Source organism: Streptomyces sp. NBC_01506 (genome assembly GCF_045040295.1).
Lineage (GTDB): Bacteria > Actinomycetota > Actinomycetes > Streptomycetales > Streptomycetaceae > Streptomyces.
Map to the genome: position 1 here is coordinate 1,701,067 of NZ_CP109422.1, position 16,225 is coordinate 1,717,291.

Consider the following 16,225-nt stretch of genomic DNA (forward strand, 5'->3'; position numbering starts at 1 on the left):
CGATCAGGTGGGCCACTTCGCGGGGCTCGTGTCTCGCGGTCAGGCCGTCCAGCGCGGGTCGCGGCCACTCGCCGCGAGGGCGCGGGTGAAGGTGTCAGCCGTCGGCGGGACCGCGACAGGCTCGGCGAAGCCGTCGTACTTCCGGTACATCTCGGCGTACTCGTCCACGACGCCGTGCACGAACGCCGCCGCGTCCTCGGAGAGATGGAACTCCTGGCCGGTGGCCCGCGCCAACTCCCAGCCGTGCAACGCCATTTCGAGGGTCATCAGGGTGCCGACGGAGACCGCCGGGCTGTCCCCTGTGCCGCCCTCCCAGACGGCGGGATCGGCCCACGCCGCGACGGCACGGTCCAGTGCGGTCCGGTAGCGCTCGGGCCAGTCCGCGTCGGCCGTGAAGTCGCGCGCGGTGAGGGTCTCGGACATCTCCGTGCGCCGCGCCCGGTGTTCGAGCCCGTGCGAGGTGTAGAGCACCAGGTGGTTGGCCAGGGCGCGGACGTCCCAGTCCGCGCTGGGTGTGGGGTCGGCGAGCCGGTCGGCGGGTACGTGCCCCGCGATCCGGGCGGCCTCGGCGGCGCACTCGCGCATCGCCGGGTACACGGTGTTGACGGGGTTGCTCGTGTCGCTGTTCGTGTCGCTGTTCATGATTCCCACGGTAGGAATGGCCCCGCGCGCCGGTCTTGAAGAAAGGCGACAGGTCGCAAAGCCGGTTGCGGCTCGCGCACTGCCACACCTAGGTCCTGTCCGGCGGATCTTCGGGGATCAGGCCGGGGCGGCTGGTGCGGTGCATCGCAAGGCGGAGGATCATCCTCGTACTGGACGTACTTGGATGACTCCGACAACGCGGGGAGGTGCCGTGCCAGGCGTCCCGGACCCCCGAAGATCCGCCGGACAGGGCCTAGCCTCCGGGACCGTGACCCCCGATCTGCGTACCGAGCGCCTGACACTGTCCCCGTACGTCCCCGCCGACGAGGACGACTTCGTCGCGCTCTTCCAGGACACCCGGGTGTCCCGCTGGATGGGCGACGGGCCGCAGAGCGAGGCGGCCGACCGGGCCTTGTTCGGCCGGGTCTTCACCGACGTGTATCCGTCGAACCGGTTCGACGTGTGGGCCGTACGGCACGTCGGCCGCTACGCGGGCCACGCCGAGATCAAACCGTCGCCGGAGCCCTGGCTGGACGGTCATGAGCTGGTCTACGCGCTGGCGCCGGACCTCCAGGGCCAGGGGCTCGGCCGCGAACTGGCCGTGGCGCTCACCGCGTACGGGCACGACACCCTCGCTCTCGCCGAGGTCCATGCCACCGTCGACGCGCGGAACGCGCCCTCGTTGGCACTGCTCGCGCGGCTCGGATACACGCGGGTGCGGGACATCGCGGAGGACGGCGGCGGCGTCACGCGCCATCTCACGCACCGGCGTCGATGATCCGCAGCAGTTCGCCGATCGGCAGGGACCCCGCCGGCCGGTGCTCGCGGGCGAAGGTGTTGGCGACGCGCTGAAGGGTCTCGTTGATCGGTGTCGGCACCCCGTGCAGCCGCCCCAGCAGGGCTATCTCGCCGTTGAGGTAGTCCGTCTCGATCGTGCCGGTGCCCCGGCTCAGACTCTGCCAGGACGAGCCGCCGCCGCCTTCCGGTACGGCGTACGGGTCGAAGCTCATCCGGCTCCGGACCTCGTCCTGCTCCGCCCCGGTCACGGCCTCGACACCGGCGGCGGCGAGTACGGCGCGGCCCTCGGCGAGCGTGCGGGCGGTGAGGTCACGGGCCTCGTCGGCGAGGATGCGGCCGGTGACCGCCTCCACCGCGTTGGCGAGGTTGGCGATCAGCTTGCCGTACTTCCAGCGCATCGCGTCCGGCACGACCGGCGCCAGTATGCGCGACTTCTCCAGGTCGGCGGCTATCCGGGCGGCGGTCTCGTCGGTGCCCGAGGGGTAGCGGCCGAGATGGAGGGTGCCGGTGTACGGGGTGCCTCCGGCCGAGACGACGCCCGGCTCGACATGGGTCGCGGGGAGCCAGACGCACATGGCGTACACCTGCCGGAAGCGGCGCAGGGCGAGCCGTTCGCTCTCCACCCCGTTCTGCGCGCACACCAGCGGAAGCGTCTGACCGGCGCTCCCGCCACCGGCCACCGGCCGCGCGGCCCAGGCGTCCAGCGCGGCGGTGCTGTCCTGGGTCTTCACCGACAGCAACAGAACGTCGTCCAGGCGCAGTTCGAGTTCGTCGGGCCGTTCGACCACGGGCAGGCGGTGCACGCGGGTGCCGTCGGGTGTGGTGAGCCTGAGGCCGTGTTCGCGCAGGGCGGCGTGGTGCGCGCCACGCGCCACGAGGACGACGTCGTGGCCCGACTCGGCGAGCCGGCCGCCGATGCTGCCGCCGACGGCACCCGCCCCGATGATGATGTAGCGCATCTCGACTCCGTTCCGTTCGACCAAGGTCCGATTCGTGTCGAGCATAGATCCGCAGTCGTGTGACCTGGTGCGGGAAAAAGCTGCCCCGGCCGGGGCGCCGCGTCTACGATTCCCCCCATGGCTGTCATGTCGCGCTTCTCGCCGCGCCGCTGTTGTTGTCGCTGACGCCTGTTCTCCCGTCTCCGTCTCCCGTACCTCCCCTCCTCCAAGGAGTTATGCGATGACCCCTGCTCGCCGTTCCGTGCTGAAGCTGCTCGCCGCCACCCCGGTGGCCGCCCAGGTCGCCACCGCCACACCCGCCACCGCCACCGCCACACCCACGACACCCGCGCCACGCGCCGCTCCCGGCATCGTCAAGCCGCTGCCGCCCGAGCTGTTCACCATCCGTGGCACCAACGCCGAGGCCAACTTCGCCGCCCTGGGCGACACCGGCCTCCACACCCCCGTGGAGCGCTTCTTCGTCCGCAACCACACGTCAACTCCCCTTCTGGACGCGGCTTCCTGGAGCCTGACGGTGTGGGGCAGCGGTCTGCGCGGCGGCCCGGCCCGCTTCACGTACGACCAACTGCGCCGGCTTCCCTCCGTCACCCGCGACGTGGCCGTCGAGTGCGCGGGCAACGGCCGCAGTTTCTACACCTCCCAGCAGGGCGACGCCGCCTCCGGCACCGCCTGGACGCTCGGCGCGATCGGCGTCGCCCGCTGGCGCGGCGTGCGGCTCTCGGACGTACTGCGTCAGGCCGGGGTCGGCGCGCACGCGGTCGACGTGATGCCGCGCGGACTGGACGCCGACTACGTCACCGAGGGCGTGAACCTGGGCCGGGTGCGCCGCCCGCTGCCGGTGGCGAAGGCCCTGGACGACGTGATCCTCGCGTACGAGATGAACGGCGAGCCGCTGCCGTACGACCACGGCTATCCGGTACGGGTCGTCGTACCGTCCTGGGTGGGGATCGCCTCCATCAAGTGGCTCGGCGACATCGAGGTGAGCGCCGAGCCGCTGAGTTCGCCCTGGAACACCGACTTCTACCGGCTGTTCGGCCCGTCCTACCCGCCCGGGGGCAGCGCCCCGCTCACCCGGCAGACCATCAAGTCCGGTTTCGAACTCGCGCCGGGCACCGTGCTGTCCGCCGGGCGCACCCACCGGCTGACCGGCCGCGCCTGGTCGGCCCACGCGCCGGTGCGTCAGGTCGAGTTCAGCACCGACGGCGGGGGCCGCTGGCAGCGGGCCCATCTGCGGGACACCCCGCGCCGTAACAACTGGGTTCGCTGGTACGCCCCTTGGCAGCCGCGGACGGCCGGGCAGACGCACCTTCTGGCGCGCGCCACGGACACGGCGGGGAACACGCAGCCCGAGCGCTCGGTGCCGAACACACAGGGTTACCTGTTCGACGCGATGATCAGGGTCCCGGTCACGGTGAGCTGACCTGGGCCGTCGTGTTCTGTGTCGGGCGTATAGCGGCGGTACGAAGCCCTTGTTGCCGTATCGCATATTCGGACCGGGCCCCTTGCTCGGGGCTTCGTCACGCCGCTAGCTTCGCGCACATGTCCCATTCCCAGCGGTTGAGCAAACGACGCGCCGTCGATCTGATGCGCGTCTCCACCGCCCTCTGTAGCTGACCTCACCGCCCCATTCCGCGACGGCCCCAGCAATTCAGAGAACCCGGGAACAGACATGTCCAGAGCACTCCGTGCCGCCCTGCTCGCCACCGTCCTGATCAGTTCGGCCGTGCTCACCGGCTGCGCCGACAACACCGCCACCACCACCGCGTCCTCGAAGGATCTCGCCGACGTGGAGATCCCGGAGACGGTGGACCCGGACACCGAGATCACGATCGGCAGCCCCGAGATCCAGGTGGCTCTCAAGCTGTCCGGACAGATCGACAAGCTCCCCTTCAAGGTGAAGTGGGCCAATCTCAGCGGCGGTCCGCAGTGCTCCGAGGCGTTCCGCGCCAATTCCCTGGATGTCTGCTCGGCGGCCGAGATCCCGTCGATCCACGCCCACTGGACCGGGCTCGACACCAAACTGGTGGCCGCGGCGTTCCGTACGGATCCGATCAAGGACCCGATATACGAGCTGGGCGTCGCGCCGGGCGCCGGCATCGACAGCCTCGCGGATCTGCGCGGCAAGCGGATCGCGTACAGCCCCGGCCAGGCGCAGGGCGCGCTCGTCCTGCGCATCCTGGCCAAGGCGGGGCTCTCCAAGAGCGAGGTGAAGCTGGTGGAGCTGCCGAGCACCGGTGACGTCTATCCGACCGCGCTCGGCGGCGGTCAGGTCGACGCCGCACCGCTGGGCGGGGTCAACATCAAGCGCTACACGGCGAAGTACGGCAAGGACGGCGGCAAGACGATCCCGCACGGGCTGCGGGACGACCCGGGTCATCTCTGGGTGCCGACCGCTTCGGTGAGTGACCCTCAGAAGGCCGCCGCCATCAGGGAGTTCGTCACGTACTGGGCCGAGGCGGAGGTCTGGATCGACACGCACCCCGAGGAGTGGATCGAGGGCTACTACGTGAAGGACCAGGGGCTTTCGCGCGAGGACGGCGAGTATCTGGTCGAGCACGGTGGGCACCCCGCCATCCCGGACGACTGGACCGATGCCATCGCCAATCAGCAGAAGACGGTGGACCTGCTGGCGAAGGAGACGGACCAGGAGCCGTTCGACACGGAGATCCTGTTCGACCGCCGCTTCGAGAAGGTCGGGGCGGAAGCGATCGCGGGCACCGCCGCCGACACCGGAGCCAAGACGGGAGCCGGATCATGACCACCGAAGCAGCCGAGGAAATCACCCTGATCAAGGCGAAGTTGACGGAGTCGACGGACGACGGAGCGGACGGCGGCCCCGGCACCGCGCGCGAGTCGCGCGGCGCCCGGCGGCTCGCGCGCCGCCGGCTCGGTCTCGGGCGCCCCGTCCCGTACGGCTGGGCACTCGGCCCCCTGCTGCTGCTCGCCGTCTGGGCGGCCGGCTCCGCCACCGGCCTGATCGACGCCCGTAATCTCTCGGCCCCCTGGACCGTGGTGACGACGGCGGGCGATCTGATCGAGAACGGCCGGCTCCAGTCCAACCTCGCCACCTCGGCCCAACGCGCCGCGCTCGGGCTGCTGTTCGGCGTCGCGGCCGGTCTGCTGCTGGCGCTCGTCTCGGGGCTCAGCAGGATCGCCGAAGGGGTGATCGACGGCCCGGTGCAGATCAAGCGGGCCATCCCGTCCCTCGCCCTGATCCCGCTGCTGATCCTGTGGTTCGGCATCGGCGAGTCCATGAAGGTCATCACGATCGCCCTGGGCGTCTTCGTCCCCGTCTACATCCATACGCACAACGGACTGCGCACCATCGACAACCGCTATGTCGAGCTGGCCGAGACGGTGCGGCTGAGCCGTACGGCCTTCCTGCGCCATGTCGTACTGCCCGGCGCGCTGCCCGGATTCCTGCTGGGCATGCGGTTCGCCGTGACCGGCGCCTGGCTGGCGCTGGTGGTGGTCGAGCAGGTCAACGCCACCAGCGGGATCGGCTACATGATGGAGCTGGCCCGGACGTACGGGCAGACCGACGTCATCATCGTCGGCCTGGTCGTGTACGGGCTGCTGGGCCTGCTCTCGGACGCGCTGGTACGTCTCGTCGAACGGAGGACGCTGTCATGGCGACGCACACTGGCGGGCTGACCGCCGACCACCTGACGGATCCGCAGCCCGGCACCGTACGGATCACCAACTTGGTCCGCTCCTTCGGTGACCGTAATGTCCTCGACGGCCTCGAACTCACCGTGGGCGCCGGGGAGTTCGTCGCCCTGCTGGGCCGCAGCGGCTCCGGCAAGAGCACGCTGCTGCGCGCGCTCGCCGGTCTCGACCACGATGTCACCGGCTCCGGCGAACTCAGCTCCCCCGAGCCGGTGTCCGTCGTCTTCCAGGACGCGCGGCTGCTGCCCTGGAAGCGGGTGCTCGACAACGTCGTCCTCGGTCTCGACGGACCCGATCCGGTGGAGCGCGGCCGGGCCTCGCTCGCCGAAGTCGGCCTGGCGGGACGGGAGAAGGCGTGGCCCGTCGAACTGTCCGGCGGTGAGCAGCAGCGGGTGTCACTGGCCCGTTCGCTCGTACGGGAACCCGGACTGCTGCTCGCCGACGAGCCGTTCGGCGCGCTGGACGCGCTGACCCGAATCCGGATGCATGTCCTGCTGCGCAAGCTGTGCGCCAAGCACCGGCCGGCGGTCCTGCTGGTGACGCACGACGTGGACGAGGCGATCGTCCTCGCGGACCGGGTGGTCGTCCTCGCCGAGGGCCGCATCGCTGCGGACATCCCGGTGGCTCTGCCCGCACCTCGGACTCACGGCAGCGCGGCGTACGCGGCGCTACGGGAGCGCCTGCTGGCGGAGCTGGGGGTCGACCAATCCAGCCCGTCCAGCGCTTGAGGACAGAACCCGCAGCCCGTCCGGCGCTTGAGGACAGAACCCGCAGCCCGTCCGGCGCTTGAGGACAGAACCGCCCGCCAGGTCACCGTCGCGCCCACTCCCGCGCCAGCAGCTCGTAGCTGCGCACCCGGTCCGCGTGGTCGTGGGTGATCGTGGTGATCAGCAGTTCGTCGGCCCCCGTCGCGTCCCGCAGGACCTCCAACTGGTCCGCGACGCTCGCGGGTGAGCCGACGAACTGCGTCTGTGTCCGGTCGGCGACCAGCTCCCGGTCCGCCGCGCTCCAGCGGTGCGCGCGGGCCTCGTCGGGCGTGGGGAACGCGATCGCGCCCTCGCCGCTGCGGATGCTGCGTACCCACAGGCCGTAACCGGTGGCCAGCTCGCGCGCGGTGGCCTCGTCGTCGGCGACGACGACGTCCGCCGACACGCTGACATACGGCCGCTCCAGCTCGGCGGACGGCTTGAACGCCGCCCGGTACCCCTCCGCGGCCTCCAGCACCGTCGCCGGGCTGACGTGGTAATTCGCCGCGAACCGCAGGCCGTTGGCGCCTCCCACCTGCGCGCTGATCCCGGCGCTGCTGCCCAGGATCCACACCTGAACGTCCGCTCCCTCCCCCGGCACGATGTGCGCCTCGACGCCGTCGGCGGTGGCGTAGGTGCCGGCCAGCAGCGCGAGGATGTCGGCTATCTGCTCGTCGTACGGCTGCGATTCGGCGCCCGGCTGCTGGAGCAGCTTGCGGTGCAGCGCGAAGCGCGGGGAGCGCAGCAGGCTCGCGAAGGAGAACCGGGCCGGGATGCGCAGCCCGTTCGGTGTGCGGCCGTCCACGACGGGGGTCACCTGCTCCGGCACCGGGGCGGGGGTCGCCGACTCCGACTTGCCGCCGGACCGGCCGAGTCCGAGGTCGAACCGGCCGGGGTGCAGCGCGTCGAGCAGCCCGAACTCCTCCACGGTGGACAGGGCGGTGCGGTGGCCGAGTTGTACGGCTCCGGAGCCGAGCCGGATGGTGGAGGTGGCGGCGGCGGTGAGGGCGAGTACGACCGCCGGGGAGGTGCCCGCGACGCCGGGGTTGAGGTGGTGCTCGGCGAACCAGTGCCGGGTGTAGCCGAGCCGTTCGGCCTGCTGGGCGAGGTCGATGCTGTTGCGCAGCGCCTGGCCGGGGGTGGATCCGGACGAGACCGGCACGAGGTCCAGGACGGCGAGCGGGGTACGGGTGGTGGGCACGGTGGTGCTCCTTGTCAGTGGGAGGCGGGCCGGCCGGCGGGTACGGGAGTGCGCAGCCCCAGGTGGTCGCGCAGGGTGTCGCCCTCGTACTCCGTACGGAACACGCCCCGCTCCTGGAGCAGCGGGACGACCGTGTCGGCGAACTCGTCGAGCCCGCCGGGTGTCAGATGGGGCGTCAGGATGAACCCGTCGCACGCGTCGGCCTGTACGAAGTCGTCGAGCGCGGCGGCGACGGTCGCCGGGGAGCCGATGAAGGTCTGACGCCCCGTCACCTCGATGATCAGGTCCCGGATCGAGAGGTCCTTCTCCGCCGCCAGGGCGCGCCAGCGCGCGGCCGTGGCGAGCGGGTCGCGGTGCATCCGTACGCTCGCCCGCCCGCGCGCGACCGTGTTCTCGCCGGGGAGCGGATCGGCGGTGGGCAGCGGCCCGTCGGGGTCGTAGGAGCTGAGGTCGCGGTTCCAGAGCTGTTCGAGCAGGCGGATCGCGGTCTGTCCGCTCACCTGCCGGCGGCGGATGACGGCCGCTTTCTCCCTCGCGTCGGCGTCGGTGTCGCCGAGCGCGAAGGTGACGCCGGGCAGGATCTTCAGCTCGTCGTGGGAGCGGCCGTGGCGGGCGAGGCGGCCCTTGACGTCGGTGTAGAAGGCCCGCCCTGACTCGAAGGTGCCGTGCCGGGTGAAGATCGCGTCGGCGGCCGACGCCGCGAACTCCCTGCCCTCGTCGGAGTCGCCGGCCTGGAAGATGACCGGCCGGCCCTGCGGTCCGCGCGGCACGTCGAAGTGGCCGCTGATGTCGAACTGCCGTACGTGGTGGTCGAATCCGCCCGGGTCGGGGTGGGCGAGGAACAGGCCGGACTCCTTGTCGGCGATGATCTCGTCCCCCTGCCAGGAGTCGAACAACTCCCAGGCGGCGGCCAGGAATTGCTTGGCGCGCTCGTAGCGGTCCTCCTGCGCGAGATATCCGCCGCGCCGGAAGTTCTGGCCGGTGAACTCGTCCCAGGAGGTGACGACGTTCCACGCGGCCCGCCCCGCCGAGAGATGGTCGAGCGAGGCGAACTGCCGTGCCACTTCGTACGGTTCGTTGAAGGTGGAGTTGACCGTGCCCGCGAGGCCCAGCTTCTCGGTGACGGCGGCCAGCGCGCTCAGGACGGTGAACGTGTCGGGGCGCCCGACGACGTCCAGGTCGTAGATCTCCCCGTTCTGCTCGCGCAGCCGCAGCCCCTCGGCCAGGAAGAGGAAGTCGAACTTGGCGCGCTCGGCGGTCCTGGCGAAGTGGGTGAAGGAGCTGAAGTCGATCTGGCTGCCCGCCGCCGGGTCGCTCCATACGGTGCTGTTGTTGACGCCGGGGAAGTGGGCGGCGAGATGGATCTGCTTGACGGGCTTGCTCATGGCGGGGCGTCCTTCGACTCGTACGGGTCAGGAGTCCGGGAAAGGTCTGGCGTGCGGGTGCGCTCAGGCGGGCGCGCTCAGGCGGGCGCGCTCAGGCGGGCGCGCTCAGGCGGGCGCGCTCAGGCCGCCGCGTACCGGTTGGCCGGGCGTGGCAGGCCGAGCAGTCCGCGCAGGGTGTCCGCCCCGTAGGCCGTACGGAAGGCGCCCCGCCGGCTCAGCTCGGGCACCAGCGCGCGGGTGATCCGCTCCAGGTCGTGCGGCAGGGTGGCGGGCCGCAGCCGGAAGCCGGTGAGTCCGGCCTGCCGGCCCTCCTGGAGGAGGTCGGCCAGTTCGGCGGGGGTGCCGGAGAAGACGGGGGCGTCACTCGTGTACGGGGCGCCCGCCCGTTCGTCCAGTCGGGCCCGGCGGTCGGCGGCGGCACCGGGGTCGTCGTCCAGGTACACGAGCAGGTCGCCGAAGATGTGCACCGGCTCGTCGGCGCGGCCCGCCGCCGCCCGCGCGTGGTGGATCCGGGCGACGATCGCGCGGGCGTCGTCGGCGTCGCGCGGGGTGACGAAGCCGATGTCGGCGGCTGCGGCGACCAGTTCGTACGGCACGGTGTCGTGCGCCAGCGCGGCGACGGGTGGCCGGCCCTGCGGCGGGCGCGGTGTGATGGAGGGGCCCTTGACGCTGAACTCGGCGCCCTGGAAGTCGATGTAGTGGAGCTTGGCGCGGTCGATGAAGCGGCCCGTGGCGACGTCCCGGATCTCCGCGTCGTCCTCCCAACTGTCCCAGAGCCTGCTCAGCACCTCGACGTAGTCGCCCGCCTCGGCGAACAGTTCCTCGATCGCGGCGGCCGTGATCGGCGTACTGGGCGGGGTGCGGCGTCCGACGTGCGCGAACTCGTCGGCGCGACCGGAGACTCTGACCCGTACCCCGGCCCGTCCCCCGCTCACATGGTCGAGCGTGGCGATCGCCTTCGACAGATGGAACGGCTCGGTGTGCGTGACGATCGCGGTCGGGACGAGCCCGATGTGCCGCGTCACCGGTGCCACCCGGGCGGCGATCAGTACGGCGTCGAGCCGGCCGCGCACGCGGTCGGTACGGCCGTCCGGCCCGTCGGGGCGCGACGACTGGAGGCTCAGGGAGTCCTCGAAGGTGACGAAGTCCAGCAGGCCGTGTTCGGCCTCGGTCACCAGATCGGTCCAGTACCGGGCGGTGAACAGCTCGGCGGGGCGCGCGGCGGGCTCCCGCCAGGCGGCCGGATGCCAGCCCGCTCCGTCGAGTGCGACGGCGAGATGGAGGGGCGGAGGAGACAGGGGTGTGGGAGGCACGGGCATGGGAGATACCGCTTCCTGCTGTCCGGGAGTTCGGGAGTACGGGAGTACGGGAGTACGGGAACTCGGCAAAATGGACACGCGCGCCGGACAGCGGTCACCCCCGGAAGAAGCCGCGGGGGCGGTGCGTCAGAGGGCGGTGCGCGGTGGGGCCGTGTGCCGCGTGGCGGCGTCGCCGTACGCCGGACAGAGCGCGCCGGCGACGCGCAGCAGGTCGATGTGGCGCCGGGAGTACATGCCGTCACCGTAACGCCGTACCCCCGTCCACGACAATGCCGCCCGGAACGGACGGACGGACCGGGGCGGGGGGGGCTACGGCGTGACGACCGTGCCCTGGTGGAAGTAGAGGAGCCAGCGCCCGCCCGTCAGCAGCCACAGCGAACTGCGATGCGCCCGGCGCCCCATGTACTCGGTGTCGAAGGTCAGCAGCACCACGTGCGGCGCGAGTTCGACGCCCCGCATCTCGGACGTCGTGACGGGCCTGGCGGCGGGCGCGTCGTGCGCGGTCAGGGCGGCGATGATCGACCCACGGTCCCAGCGCCGGCCGGACGAGCCGAATTCGGTGAACTCCGGGTGCAGCAGTTCCCCGATCAGCTCCGCCGACGAGCGGACGACCGGGTCGAGGAGGCGCAGCTCGGCCTCGATGGCGGCGACGACCGCGGGCGACTCAGTCATGGGTCAGCTCCACCAGTTTCACGACGGTGTTCCAGTTGCGGCTGGTGGCGATGGTGCCCCGGTACAGACGGGGACTGGACAGCGCCGCGCCGAGTTTGGAGCGGCCGAGGCCGTCGGGGACGTACAGATACAGCGCCCGGTCGCCGAGCCGGAACTCCTCGGGGAGGTACGCCTCCTGGTCGATGGCGGCGAAGCGTTCGGGGCCCACCGGCTCGGAGAAGTAGGTGACATGGAGCTGTTTGCCCTGGAGCGAGGCGGCGGGGAAGGGGCAGGCGTCGGCGACGGCCTTCAGATAGGCGGCGTCGCGCACCAGACAGTCGACGGCGAAGCCGAACTTCTCCGCGATGGCGTCGCCGAGCGCGGCGGCGAGCGTGGACTCGTCGGCGCCGGTGGTGTCGGTGAAGACGGCGTTGCCGCTCTGGAGGTACGTCGCGACGTCGCCGTGGCCGAGGCCGGCGAGCACGTCGCGCAGAGCCGCCATCGGTACCTTCCGGTTCCCGCCGACATTGATGCCGCGCAGCAGTGCCGCGTACCTGATTGTCGTCATGGGCCCACGATAGGTCGGCGGGCGGTCCGGGCCGCTCCGGCATACCGCTTCGACATGGCGCTTCGGCCCACCGCCAATTCGGCCCACCGCTTCGGCACGCGGAAGGCGGTCGCCGCGCCCCGTGGGGGAGAGCGCGGCGACCGCCGGTCCTGCGCCGTCAGCCGGTCAGCCTGTGGCGGCTACTCGACGGCCTTCAGCAACTTGTTCGCGGTGCTCGGGTCGGCGTCGCTGATGGCGTCGGGCGTGGCCCCCTCGGTCAGGGCCGTGGCGACGTCGGCCGGCGCGGCGTCGGGGTGTCCGCCGAGATACACCGCGGCGGCGCCGACGACGTGGGGGGTCGCCATCGACGTACCGGAGATGGTGTTGGTGCCGGTGTCGCTGTCGTTCCACGTCGACGTGATGTCGGAGCCCGGCGCGTAGATGTCCACGACCGGGCCGTAGTTGGAGAAGTACGACTGCTGGTCGTCCACGGTGGACGAGGCGACCGTGATGGCCTCCTCGACGCGCGCCGGGGAGGTCTCGCCGGCGTCGCTGCTGTCGTTGCCCGCCGCGACACCGAAGGTGACGCCCGAGGCGATGGCCGTGCGGACGGCCTCGTCGAGGGCGGGGTCGGCGCCGCCGCCGAGGCTCATGTTGGCGACGGACGGGCCGGTGTGGTTCGCGGTGACCCAGTCGATGCCGGCGACGACCTGCTCGGTGGTGCCGCTGCCCGAGTCGTCCAGGACCCGGACGGCGACGATCTTCGCCTTCTTGGCGACGCCGTACGACGCGCCCGCGACGGTACCGGCGACATGTGTGCCGTGGCCGTGGCCGTCGTCGGCGCTGTCGTCGTTGTCGATCGCGTCGAAGCCGAGCGACGCGCGGCCCTCGAAGTCGGCGTGGCTGACCCGGACTCCGGTGTCGATGATGTACGCCGTGACGCCCTCGCCCGCGCTGTCCGGGTAGGTGTAGGCGTTGTCACCGGTGGTCGCGGTCTGGTCGATCCGGTCCAGACCCCAGGACGGCGGGTTCTCCTGGGTCGCGTCGATCGAGAACTTCTTGTTCTGGACGACCTTGGAGACGGCCGGGTCGGCGGCGAGCCGCTTGGCCTCGGTGGACGAAAGGCCGCTGGCCGAGAAGCCGTTGAGGGCGGAGGTATAGGTGCGGTTGAGCTTCCCGCCGTACTGCGCGGCGAGGTCCTTGTTGTCGGCCTTCTGGTCCAGCAGCACGATGTAGCTGCCCACGACCGCGCCCTTGGCGTCGGCGCCGTACACCGTGCCGAGGGGGGTGACCGCGCCCGCCGTGGGGGAGGCGAAGGCGGTGATACCGGCCACGGCCGCCACGGCGGTTATCGCCGCGGTGAGTCTCATCCGGGTGGCGCGCCGATGAGTCGTCTTATGAATCGTCATGAAGAGAGTTCTCCTCGTGAGCATGTGTGGGGGGACAGCTCGCCGGACGAAGAACTTCCGGCGGGCTGGTTCGAAACCCTGGCCGATTGTCGCGCCCAGATCAAGACCCTCAGGCTGCTGTGACTTAGAAAACAACCTTGCTCAATACGAAACCGGCCATGCGCCCACAACTCGGACCGCACCCTCGATTTCCCTCCCCGGGCCGATAGTTGTAAGGGGCTTCCATCCCTCTTGTCAGGGATGCGACCACCCCGCGAGAAGGAGAACCGGCCCCCTTCAGGTCACCGGGGAGCAGGACGAGAAGGCTGGAATCCGACCATAAATTCGAGTCGGAGACCGCGGCGCACGGCCGCTCTCAGGCCCGAGGGGACGGACCGGCGATGGTGACGACAGACAGACGGCGACGGGGCAAAGGACGGGGACGCGACAGCGCCGCGCCGTCCGGGCGGGGCCGGGGGGCGGCGCCCGCACCGCGCGGAATCGCGGCGCGTGCCGGGGTCTGGAGCGCGCGGCACCGGTGGACGGCGGTGACCGTATGGGTGCTGTTCGTCGTACTCGCCATGGGACTTGGCTCGGCGGCGGGCCGGGTCGACGTCAAGGACAGCGAGCAGATGTCCGGCGAGATCAGCCAGGCGGAGCGGATCATCGAGGACGCGGGTCTGAAGGAGCCGGTGGGTGAGTCCGTACTCATCCAGGGTGTCGACTCGTCAACGTCCGCCACGGACAGGGAGTTCCGCGCCGGGGTCGCGGCGGTCCAGGCGGCGGTGGAGCGTACGGGCGAAGTCGCTGACGTGGCCTCGCCGTACGACACGAAGACCATCTCCAAGGACGGGCGCAGCGCGCTCGTGCGCTTCAACATCCGTGGCGATCCGGAGACTTCGAGCGAGCGGATCGATCCGGTGCTCAAGGCCGTCGAGGGGGTGCAGGAGGAGCACAAGGACACGCTGCGGATCGCGGAGATCGGCGGCGCCAGTATGAACAAGACCTTTGACGACGCCTTCGGGGACGACTTCAAGCAGGCGGAGATCTCCGCCGTACCGGTGGCGCTGGGCATCCTGCTGATCGCCTTCGGCGCGCTGGTCGCCGCGCTGCTGCCGATCGCGCTCGCGCTGACCGCGATCATGGCGACGATGGGGCTCATGGGCGTGGTCAGCCATGTCATGCCGATGAGCGACACGGCCAACTCCGTGATGCTGCTGGTGGGTCTGGCGGTCGGCGTCGACTACTGCCTGTTCTATCTGCGGCGTGAGCGCGAGGAGCGCGAGGCCGGCCGCGACGCCGAGACGGCGCTGCGGATCGCGGCGGCGACGAGCGGCCGGGCCGTCGTCGTCTCCGGTGTGACGGTGTGTGTCGCCATGGCGGGCATGCTGTTCACCGGGCTGGCCGAGTTCAAGTCGATGGGGCTGGCTTCGCTGATGGTGGTCGCGGTGGCGATGGTCGGTTCGGTGACCGTGCTGCCCGCGCTGCTGTCACTGCTCGGCGACCGCGTGGAGCGGGGCCGGGTGCCCTTCCTGAACCGCCTCAAGCAGTCGAAGAAGCAACGCGCGACGGCCGCCGCCGGAGCCACGGCCGGTGGTGGCGGGACCGGCGGTGGCGGGACCGGTGAGAGCCGGTTCTGGCGTGCGGTGCTCGGTGGTGTGCTGCGCCGGCCGAAGATCGCGCTGGTGGTGGCCGGCGGCGCGCTCGCCGCGATCGCCCTGCCGGCCGTCGGCATGCAGACGCAGAACTTCACGCTGGACCAGGAGTTCGGCGACTCGCTGCCCATCGTCCAGACGTACGAGCGGGTCAACGAAGCCTTCCCGGGAGGCGCCGAGCCGGCCGAGGTGGTGGTGCGGGCGGACGACATCAACGCCGCGCCCGTACGGCAGGCACTCGCCGACTTCCGGGAGCGGGCGGTCAGTTCGGGGGCCTCGGAGGGGCCCGTCGAGATCGTCACGCACGACAAGCAGAACGTCGCGATCATCGAGGTACCGCTGGTCGGCGGCTCGGACCAGAGCCGGGCCGAGAAAAGCCTGGTGCTGCTGCGGGACACCGTACGACCCGACACGTTCGGCACGGTCGACGGCGTCGAGGCGCCGATCACCGGCCAGGTCGCCGGGTCGAAGGACTTCAACGACCAGCTCGTCGGGGCCGTGGCGCCCGTCTTCGCCTTCGTCGTGATCTTCGCCTTCGTACTGATGCTGCTCTGCTTCAGGTCACTGACGATCGCCGTGACGTCGATCGTGCTGAACCTGCTGTCGGTAGGCGCCGCCTACGGCATCCTGACCATCGTCTTCCAGCACGGCTGGGGCGCGTCGCTGGTCGGCGCCGAAGGCGTCGGGGCGATCATCTCCTGGCTGCCGCTGTTCCTCTTCGTGATCCTCTTCGGGCTGTCGATGGACTACCACGTCTTCGTGGTGTCCCGGATCCGCGAGGCGCGGATGCGGGGCCGCACCACCCGTGAGGCGATCACCCACGGAGTGGTGACGACGGCGGGCGTGGTGACGAGCGCGGCAGTGATCATGGTCGCGGTGTTCGCCATCTTCGGGACGCTGTCGATGCAGTCGATGAAGCAGATGGGCGTCGGTCTGGCGGCGGCGGTGCTGATCGACGCGACGATCATCCGGGGCGTACTGCTCCCGGCGGTCATGGCGCTGCTGGACGATCGCAACTGGTACTTCCCCTCCTGGCTGCGGTGGCTGCCGGACCTGACGCACGACGAGTCGGTCGTCGCGGAGGTGGAGGTGGAGACGGCGGAGCAGTCCGACGCCGGTGGTGAGGACCGCCGGAAGGCGGGCGGACAGCCCGATCCCGTACGGGTCTGACGCACCCTCGTACTCCCCAATCCCTCGGACACGCATACGCCGTACGCCCGACCGGTCTCGACCGGCCGGGCGTGCGGCGTGCGGCGTGCGGGCGG

General features: G+C 71.0%; 15 protein-coding genes. 6 read left to right on the top strand and 9 right to left on the bottom strand.

Annotated elements, in window-relative coordinates:
- Nucleotides 1–39 precede the first annotated feature (39 nt).
- Nucleotides 40–642 carry a TIGR03086 family metal-binding protein gene (locus tag OG329_RS07155; RefSeq protein WP_405793485.1) on the bottom strand — a complete coding sequence of 201 codons (603 nt, stop codon included), beginning with the start codon at nucleotides 640–642 and terminating at the stop codon, nucleotides 40–42.
- A gap of 268 nt (nucleotides 643–910) precedes the next feature.
- Between OG329_RS07155 and OG329_RS07160 the strand changes: the two genes are divergently transcribed.
- Nucleotides 911–1,420 carry a GNAT family N-acetyltransferase gene (locus OG329_RS07160; RefSeq protein WP_405793486.1) on the top strand — a complete coding sequence of 170 codons (510 nt, stop codon included), beginning with the start codon at nucleotides 911–913 and terminating at the stop codon, nucleotides 1,418–1,420.
- Here OG329_RS07160 and OG329_RS07165 read toward each other — a convergent pair.
- Nucleotides 1,401–2,399: a ketopantoate reductase family protein gene (locus tag OG329_RS07165; RefSeq protein WP_405793487.1), complete on the bottom strand. Its 999-nt coding sequence runs from the start codon at nucleotides 2,397–2,399 to the stop codon at nucleotides 1,401–1,403. The genes OG329_RS07160 and OG329_RS07165 overlap by 20 nt on opposite strands.
- Nucleotides 2,400–2,619: 220 nt before the next feature.
- On the opposite strand from OG329_RS07165, the gene OG329_RS07170 reads away from it, so the two are divergent.
- The 4 genes from OG329_RS07170 (at nucleotide 2,620) to OG329_RS07185 (ending at nucleotide 6,796) form a co-directional block, all read left to right on the top strand.
- On the top strand, nucleotides 2,620–3,819 hold the full coding sequence (locus OG329_RS07170) for a sulfite oxidase (RefSeq protein WP_405793488.1): 1,200 nt from the start codon (nucleotides 2,620–2,622) through the stop codon (nucleotides 3,817–3,819).
- A 249-nt stretch (nucleotides 3,820–4,068) separates the two neighbouring features.
- Nucleotides 4,069–5,157, top strand: a complete 1,089-nt coding sequence (locus OG329_RS07175) for an ABC transporter substrate-binding protein (protein ID WP_405793489.1) — start codon at nucleotides 4,069–4,071, stop codon at nucleotides 5,155–5,157.
- Nucleotides 5,154–6,053, top strand: coding sequence for an ABC transporter permease (locus OG329_RS07180; protein ID WP_405793490.1), 900 nt, complete (start codon nucleotides 5,154–5,156; stop codon nucleotides 6,051–6,053). Before OG329_RS07175 ends, OG329_RS07180 begins: the two co-directional genes overlap by 4 nt.
- On the top strand, nucleotides 6,029–6,796 hold the full coding sequence (locus tag OG329_RS07185; protein WP_405793491.1) for an ABC transporter ATP-binding protein: 768 nt from the start codon (nucleotides 6,029–6,031) through the stop codon (nucleotides 6,794–6,796). The genes OG329_RS07180 and OG329_RS07185 overlap by 25 nt, the downstream gene beginning before the upstream one ends.
- Nucleotides 6,797–6,878: 82 nt before the next feature.
- Here OG329_RS07185 and OG329_RS07190 read toward each other — a convergent pair whose 3' ends face one another.
- The 7 genes from OG329_RS07190 to OG329_RS07220 all read right to left on the bottom strand — a co-directional run bounded on the left by OG329_RS07190 (nucleotide 6,879) and on the right by OG329_RS07220 (nucleotide 13,326).
- Nucleotides 6,879–8,015: an LLM class flavin-dependent oxidoreductase gene (locus OG329_RS07190; RefSeq protein WP_405793492.1), complete on the bottom strand. Its 1,137-nt coding sequence runs from the start codon at nucleotides 8,013–8,015 to the stop codon at nucleotides 6,879–6,881.
- Nucleotides 8,016–8,029: 14 nt separating this feature from the next.
- Nucleotides 8,030–9,400 (bottom strand): NtaA/DmoA family FMN-dependent monooxygenase, encoded by a 1,371-nt coding sequence (locus OG329_RS07195; RefSeq protein ID WP_405793493.1) that lies wholly within the window; start codon nucleotides 9,398–9,400, stop codon nucleotides 8,030–8,032.
- 119 nt (nucleotides 9,401–9,519) lie between these two features.
- The gene (locus OG329_RS07200) at nucleotides 9,520–10,719 is read right to left on the bottom strand and encodes an LLM class flavin-dependent oxidoreductase (protein WP_405793494.1); all 1,200 of its coding nucleotides are present in this window, start codon (nucleotides 10,717–10,719) and stop codon (nucleotides 9,520–9,522) included.
- 126 nt (nucleotides 10,720–10,845) lie between these two features.
- Nucleotides 10,846–10,953: a putative leader peptide gene (locus OG329_RS07205; RefSeq protein ID WP_385800458.1), complete on the bottom strand. Its 108-nt coding sequence runs from the start codon at nucleotides 10,951–10,953 to the stop codon at nucleotides 10,846–10,848.
- A gap of 75 nt (nucleotides 10,954–11,028) precedes the next feature.
- Nucleotides 11,029–11,391 carry a DUF4440 domain-containing protein gene (locus tag OG329_RS07210; protein ID WP_405793495.1) on the bottom strand — a complete coding sequence of 121 codons (363 nt, stop codon included), beginning with the start codon at nucleotides 11,389–11,391 and terminating at the stop codon, nucleotides 11,029–11,031.
- On the bottom strand, nucleotides 11,384–11,938 hold the full coding sequence (locus OG329_RS07215) for a DUF1697 domain-containing protein (protein WP_405793496.1): 555 nt from the start codon (nucleotides 11,936–11,938) through the stop codon (nucleotides 11,384–11,386). The genes OG329_RS07210 and OG329_RS07215 overlap by 8 nt, the downstream gene beginning before the upstream one ends.
- Nucleotides 11,939–12,117: 179 nt before the next feature.
- Nucleotides 12,118–13,326: a S8 family serine peptidase gene (locus OG329_RS07220; RefSeq protein WP_405793497.1), complete on the bottom strand. Its 1,209-nt coding sequence runs from the start codon at nucleotides 13,324–13,326 to the stop codon at nucleotides 12,118–12,120.
- Between the two features lie 560 nt (nucleotides 13,327–13,886).
- Between OG329_RS07220 and OG329_RS07225 the strand changes: the two genes are divergently transcribed.
- The gene (locus OG329_RS07225; RefSeq protein ID WP_405801693.1) at nucleotides 13,887–16,130 is read left to right on the top strand and encodes an MMPL family transporter; all 2,244 of its coding nucleotides are present in this window, start codon (nucleotides 13,887–13,889) and stop codon (nucleotides 16,128–16,130) included.
- The last annotated feature ends 95 nt before the right edge of the window (nucleotides 16,131–16,225 follow it).

What these genes read in the sequence shown, in the direction of transcription:
- OG329_RS07155 (WP_405793485.1), bottom strand. Translation starts at nt 642, where the DNA reads ATGAACAGCGACACGAACAGCGACACGAGCAACCCCGTCAACACCGTG.
- OG329_RS07165 (WP_405793487.1), bottom strand. Translation starts at nt 2,399, where the DNA reads ATGCGCTACATCATCATCGGGGCGGGTGCCGTCGGCGGCAGCATCGGC.
- OG329_RS07170 (WP_405793488.1), top strand. Translation starts at nt 2,620, where the DNA reads ATGACCCCTGCTCGCCGTTCCGTGCTGAAGCTGCTCGCCGCCACCCCG.
- OG329_RS07175 (WP_405793489.1), top strand. Translation starts at nt 4,069, where the DNA reads ATGTCCAGAGCACTCCGTGCCGCCCTGCTCGCCACCGTCCTGATCAGT.
- OG329_RS07180 (WP_405793490.1), top strand. Translation starts at nt 5,154, where the DNA reads ATGACCACCGAAGCAGCCGAGGAAATCACCCTGATCAAGGCGAAGTTG.
- OG329_RS07185 (WP_405793491.1), top strand. Translation starts at nt 6,029, where the DNA reads ATGGCGACGCACACTGGCGGGCTGACCGCCGACCACCTGACGGATCCG.
- OG329_RS07195 (WP_405793493.1), bottom strand. Translation starts at nt 9,400, where the DNA reads ATGAGCAAGCCCGTCAAGCAGATCCATCTCGCCGCCCACTTCCCCGGC.
- OG329_RS07200 (WP_405793494.1), bottom strand. Translation starts at nt 10,719, where the DNA reads ATGCCCGTGCCTCCCACACCCCTGTCTCCTCCGCCCCTCCATCTCGCC.
- OG329_RS07205 (WP_385800458.1), bottom strand. Translation starts at nt 10,953, where the DNA reads ATGTACTCCCGGCGCCACATCGACCTGCTGCGCGTCGCCGGCGCGCTC.
- OG329_RS07210 (WP_405793495.1), bottom strand. Translation starts at nt 11,391, where the DNA reads ATGACTGAGTCGCCCGCGGTCGTCGCCGCCATCGAGGCCGAGCTGCGC.
- OG329_RS07215 (WP_405793496.1), bottom strand. Translation starts at nt 11,938, where the DNA reads ATGACGACAATCAGGTACGCGGCACTGCTGCGCGGCATCAATGTCGGC.
- OG329_RS07220 (WP_405793497.1), bottom strand. Translation starts at nt 13,326, where the DNA reads ATGACGATTCATAAGACGACTCATCGGCGCGCCACCCGGATGAGACTC.
- OG329_RS07225 (WP_405801693.1), top strand. Translation starts at nt 13,887, where the DNA reads ATGGGACTTGGCTCGGCGGCGGGCCGGGTCGACGTCAAGGACAGCGAG.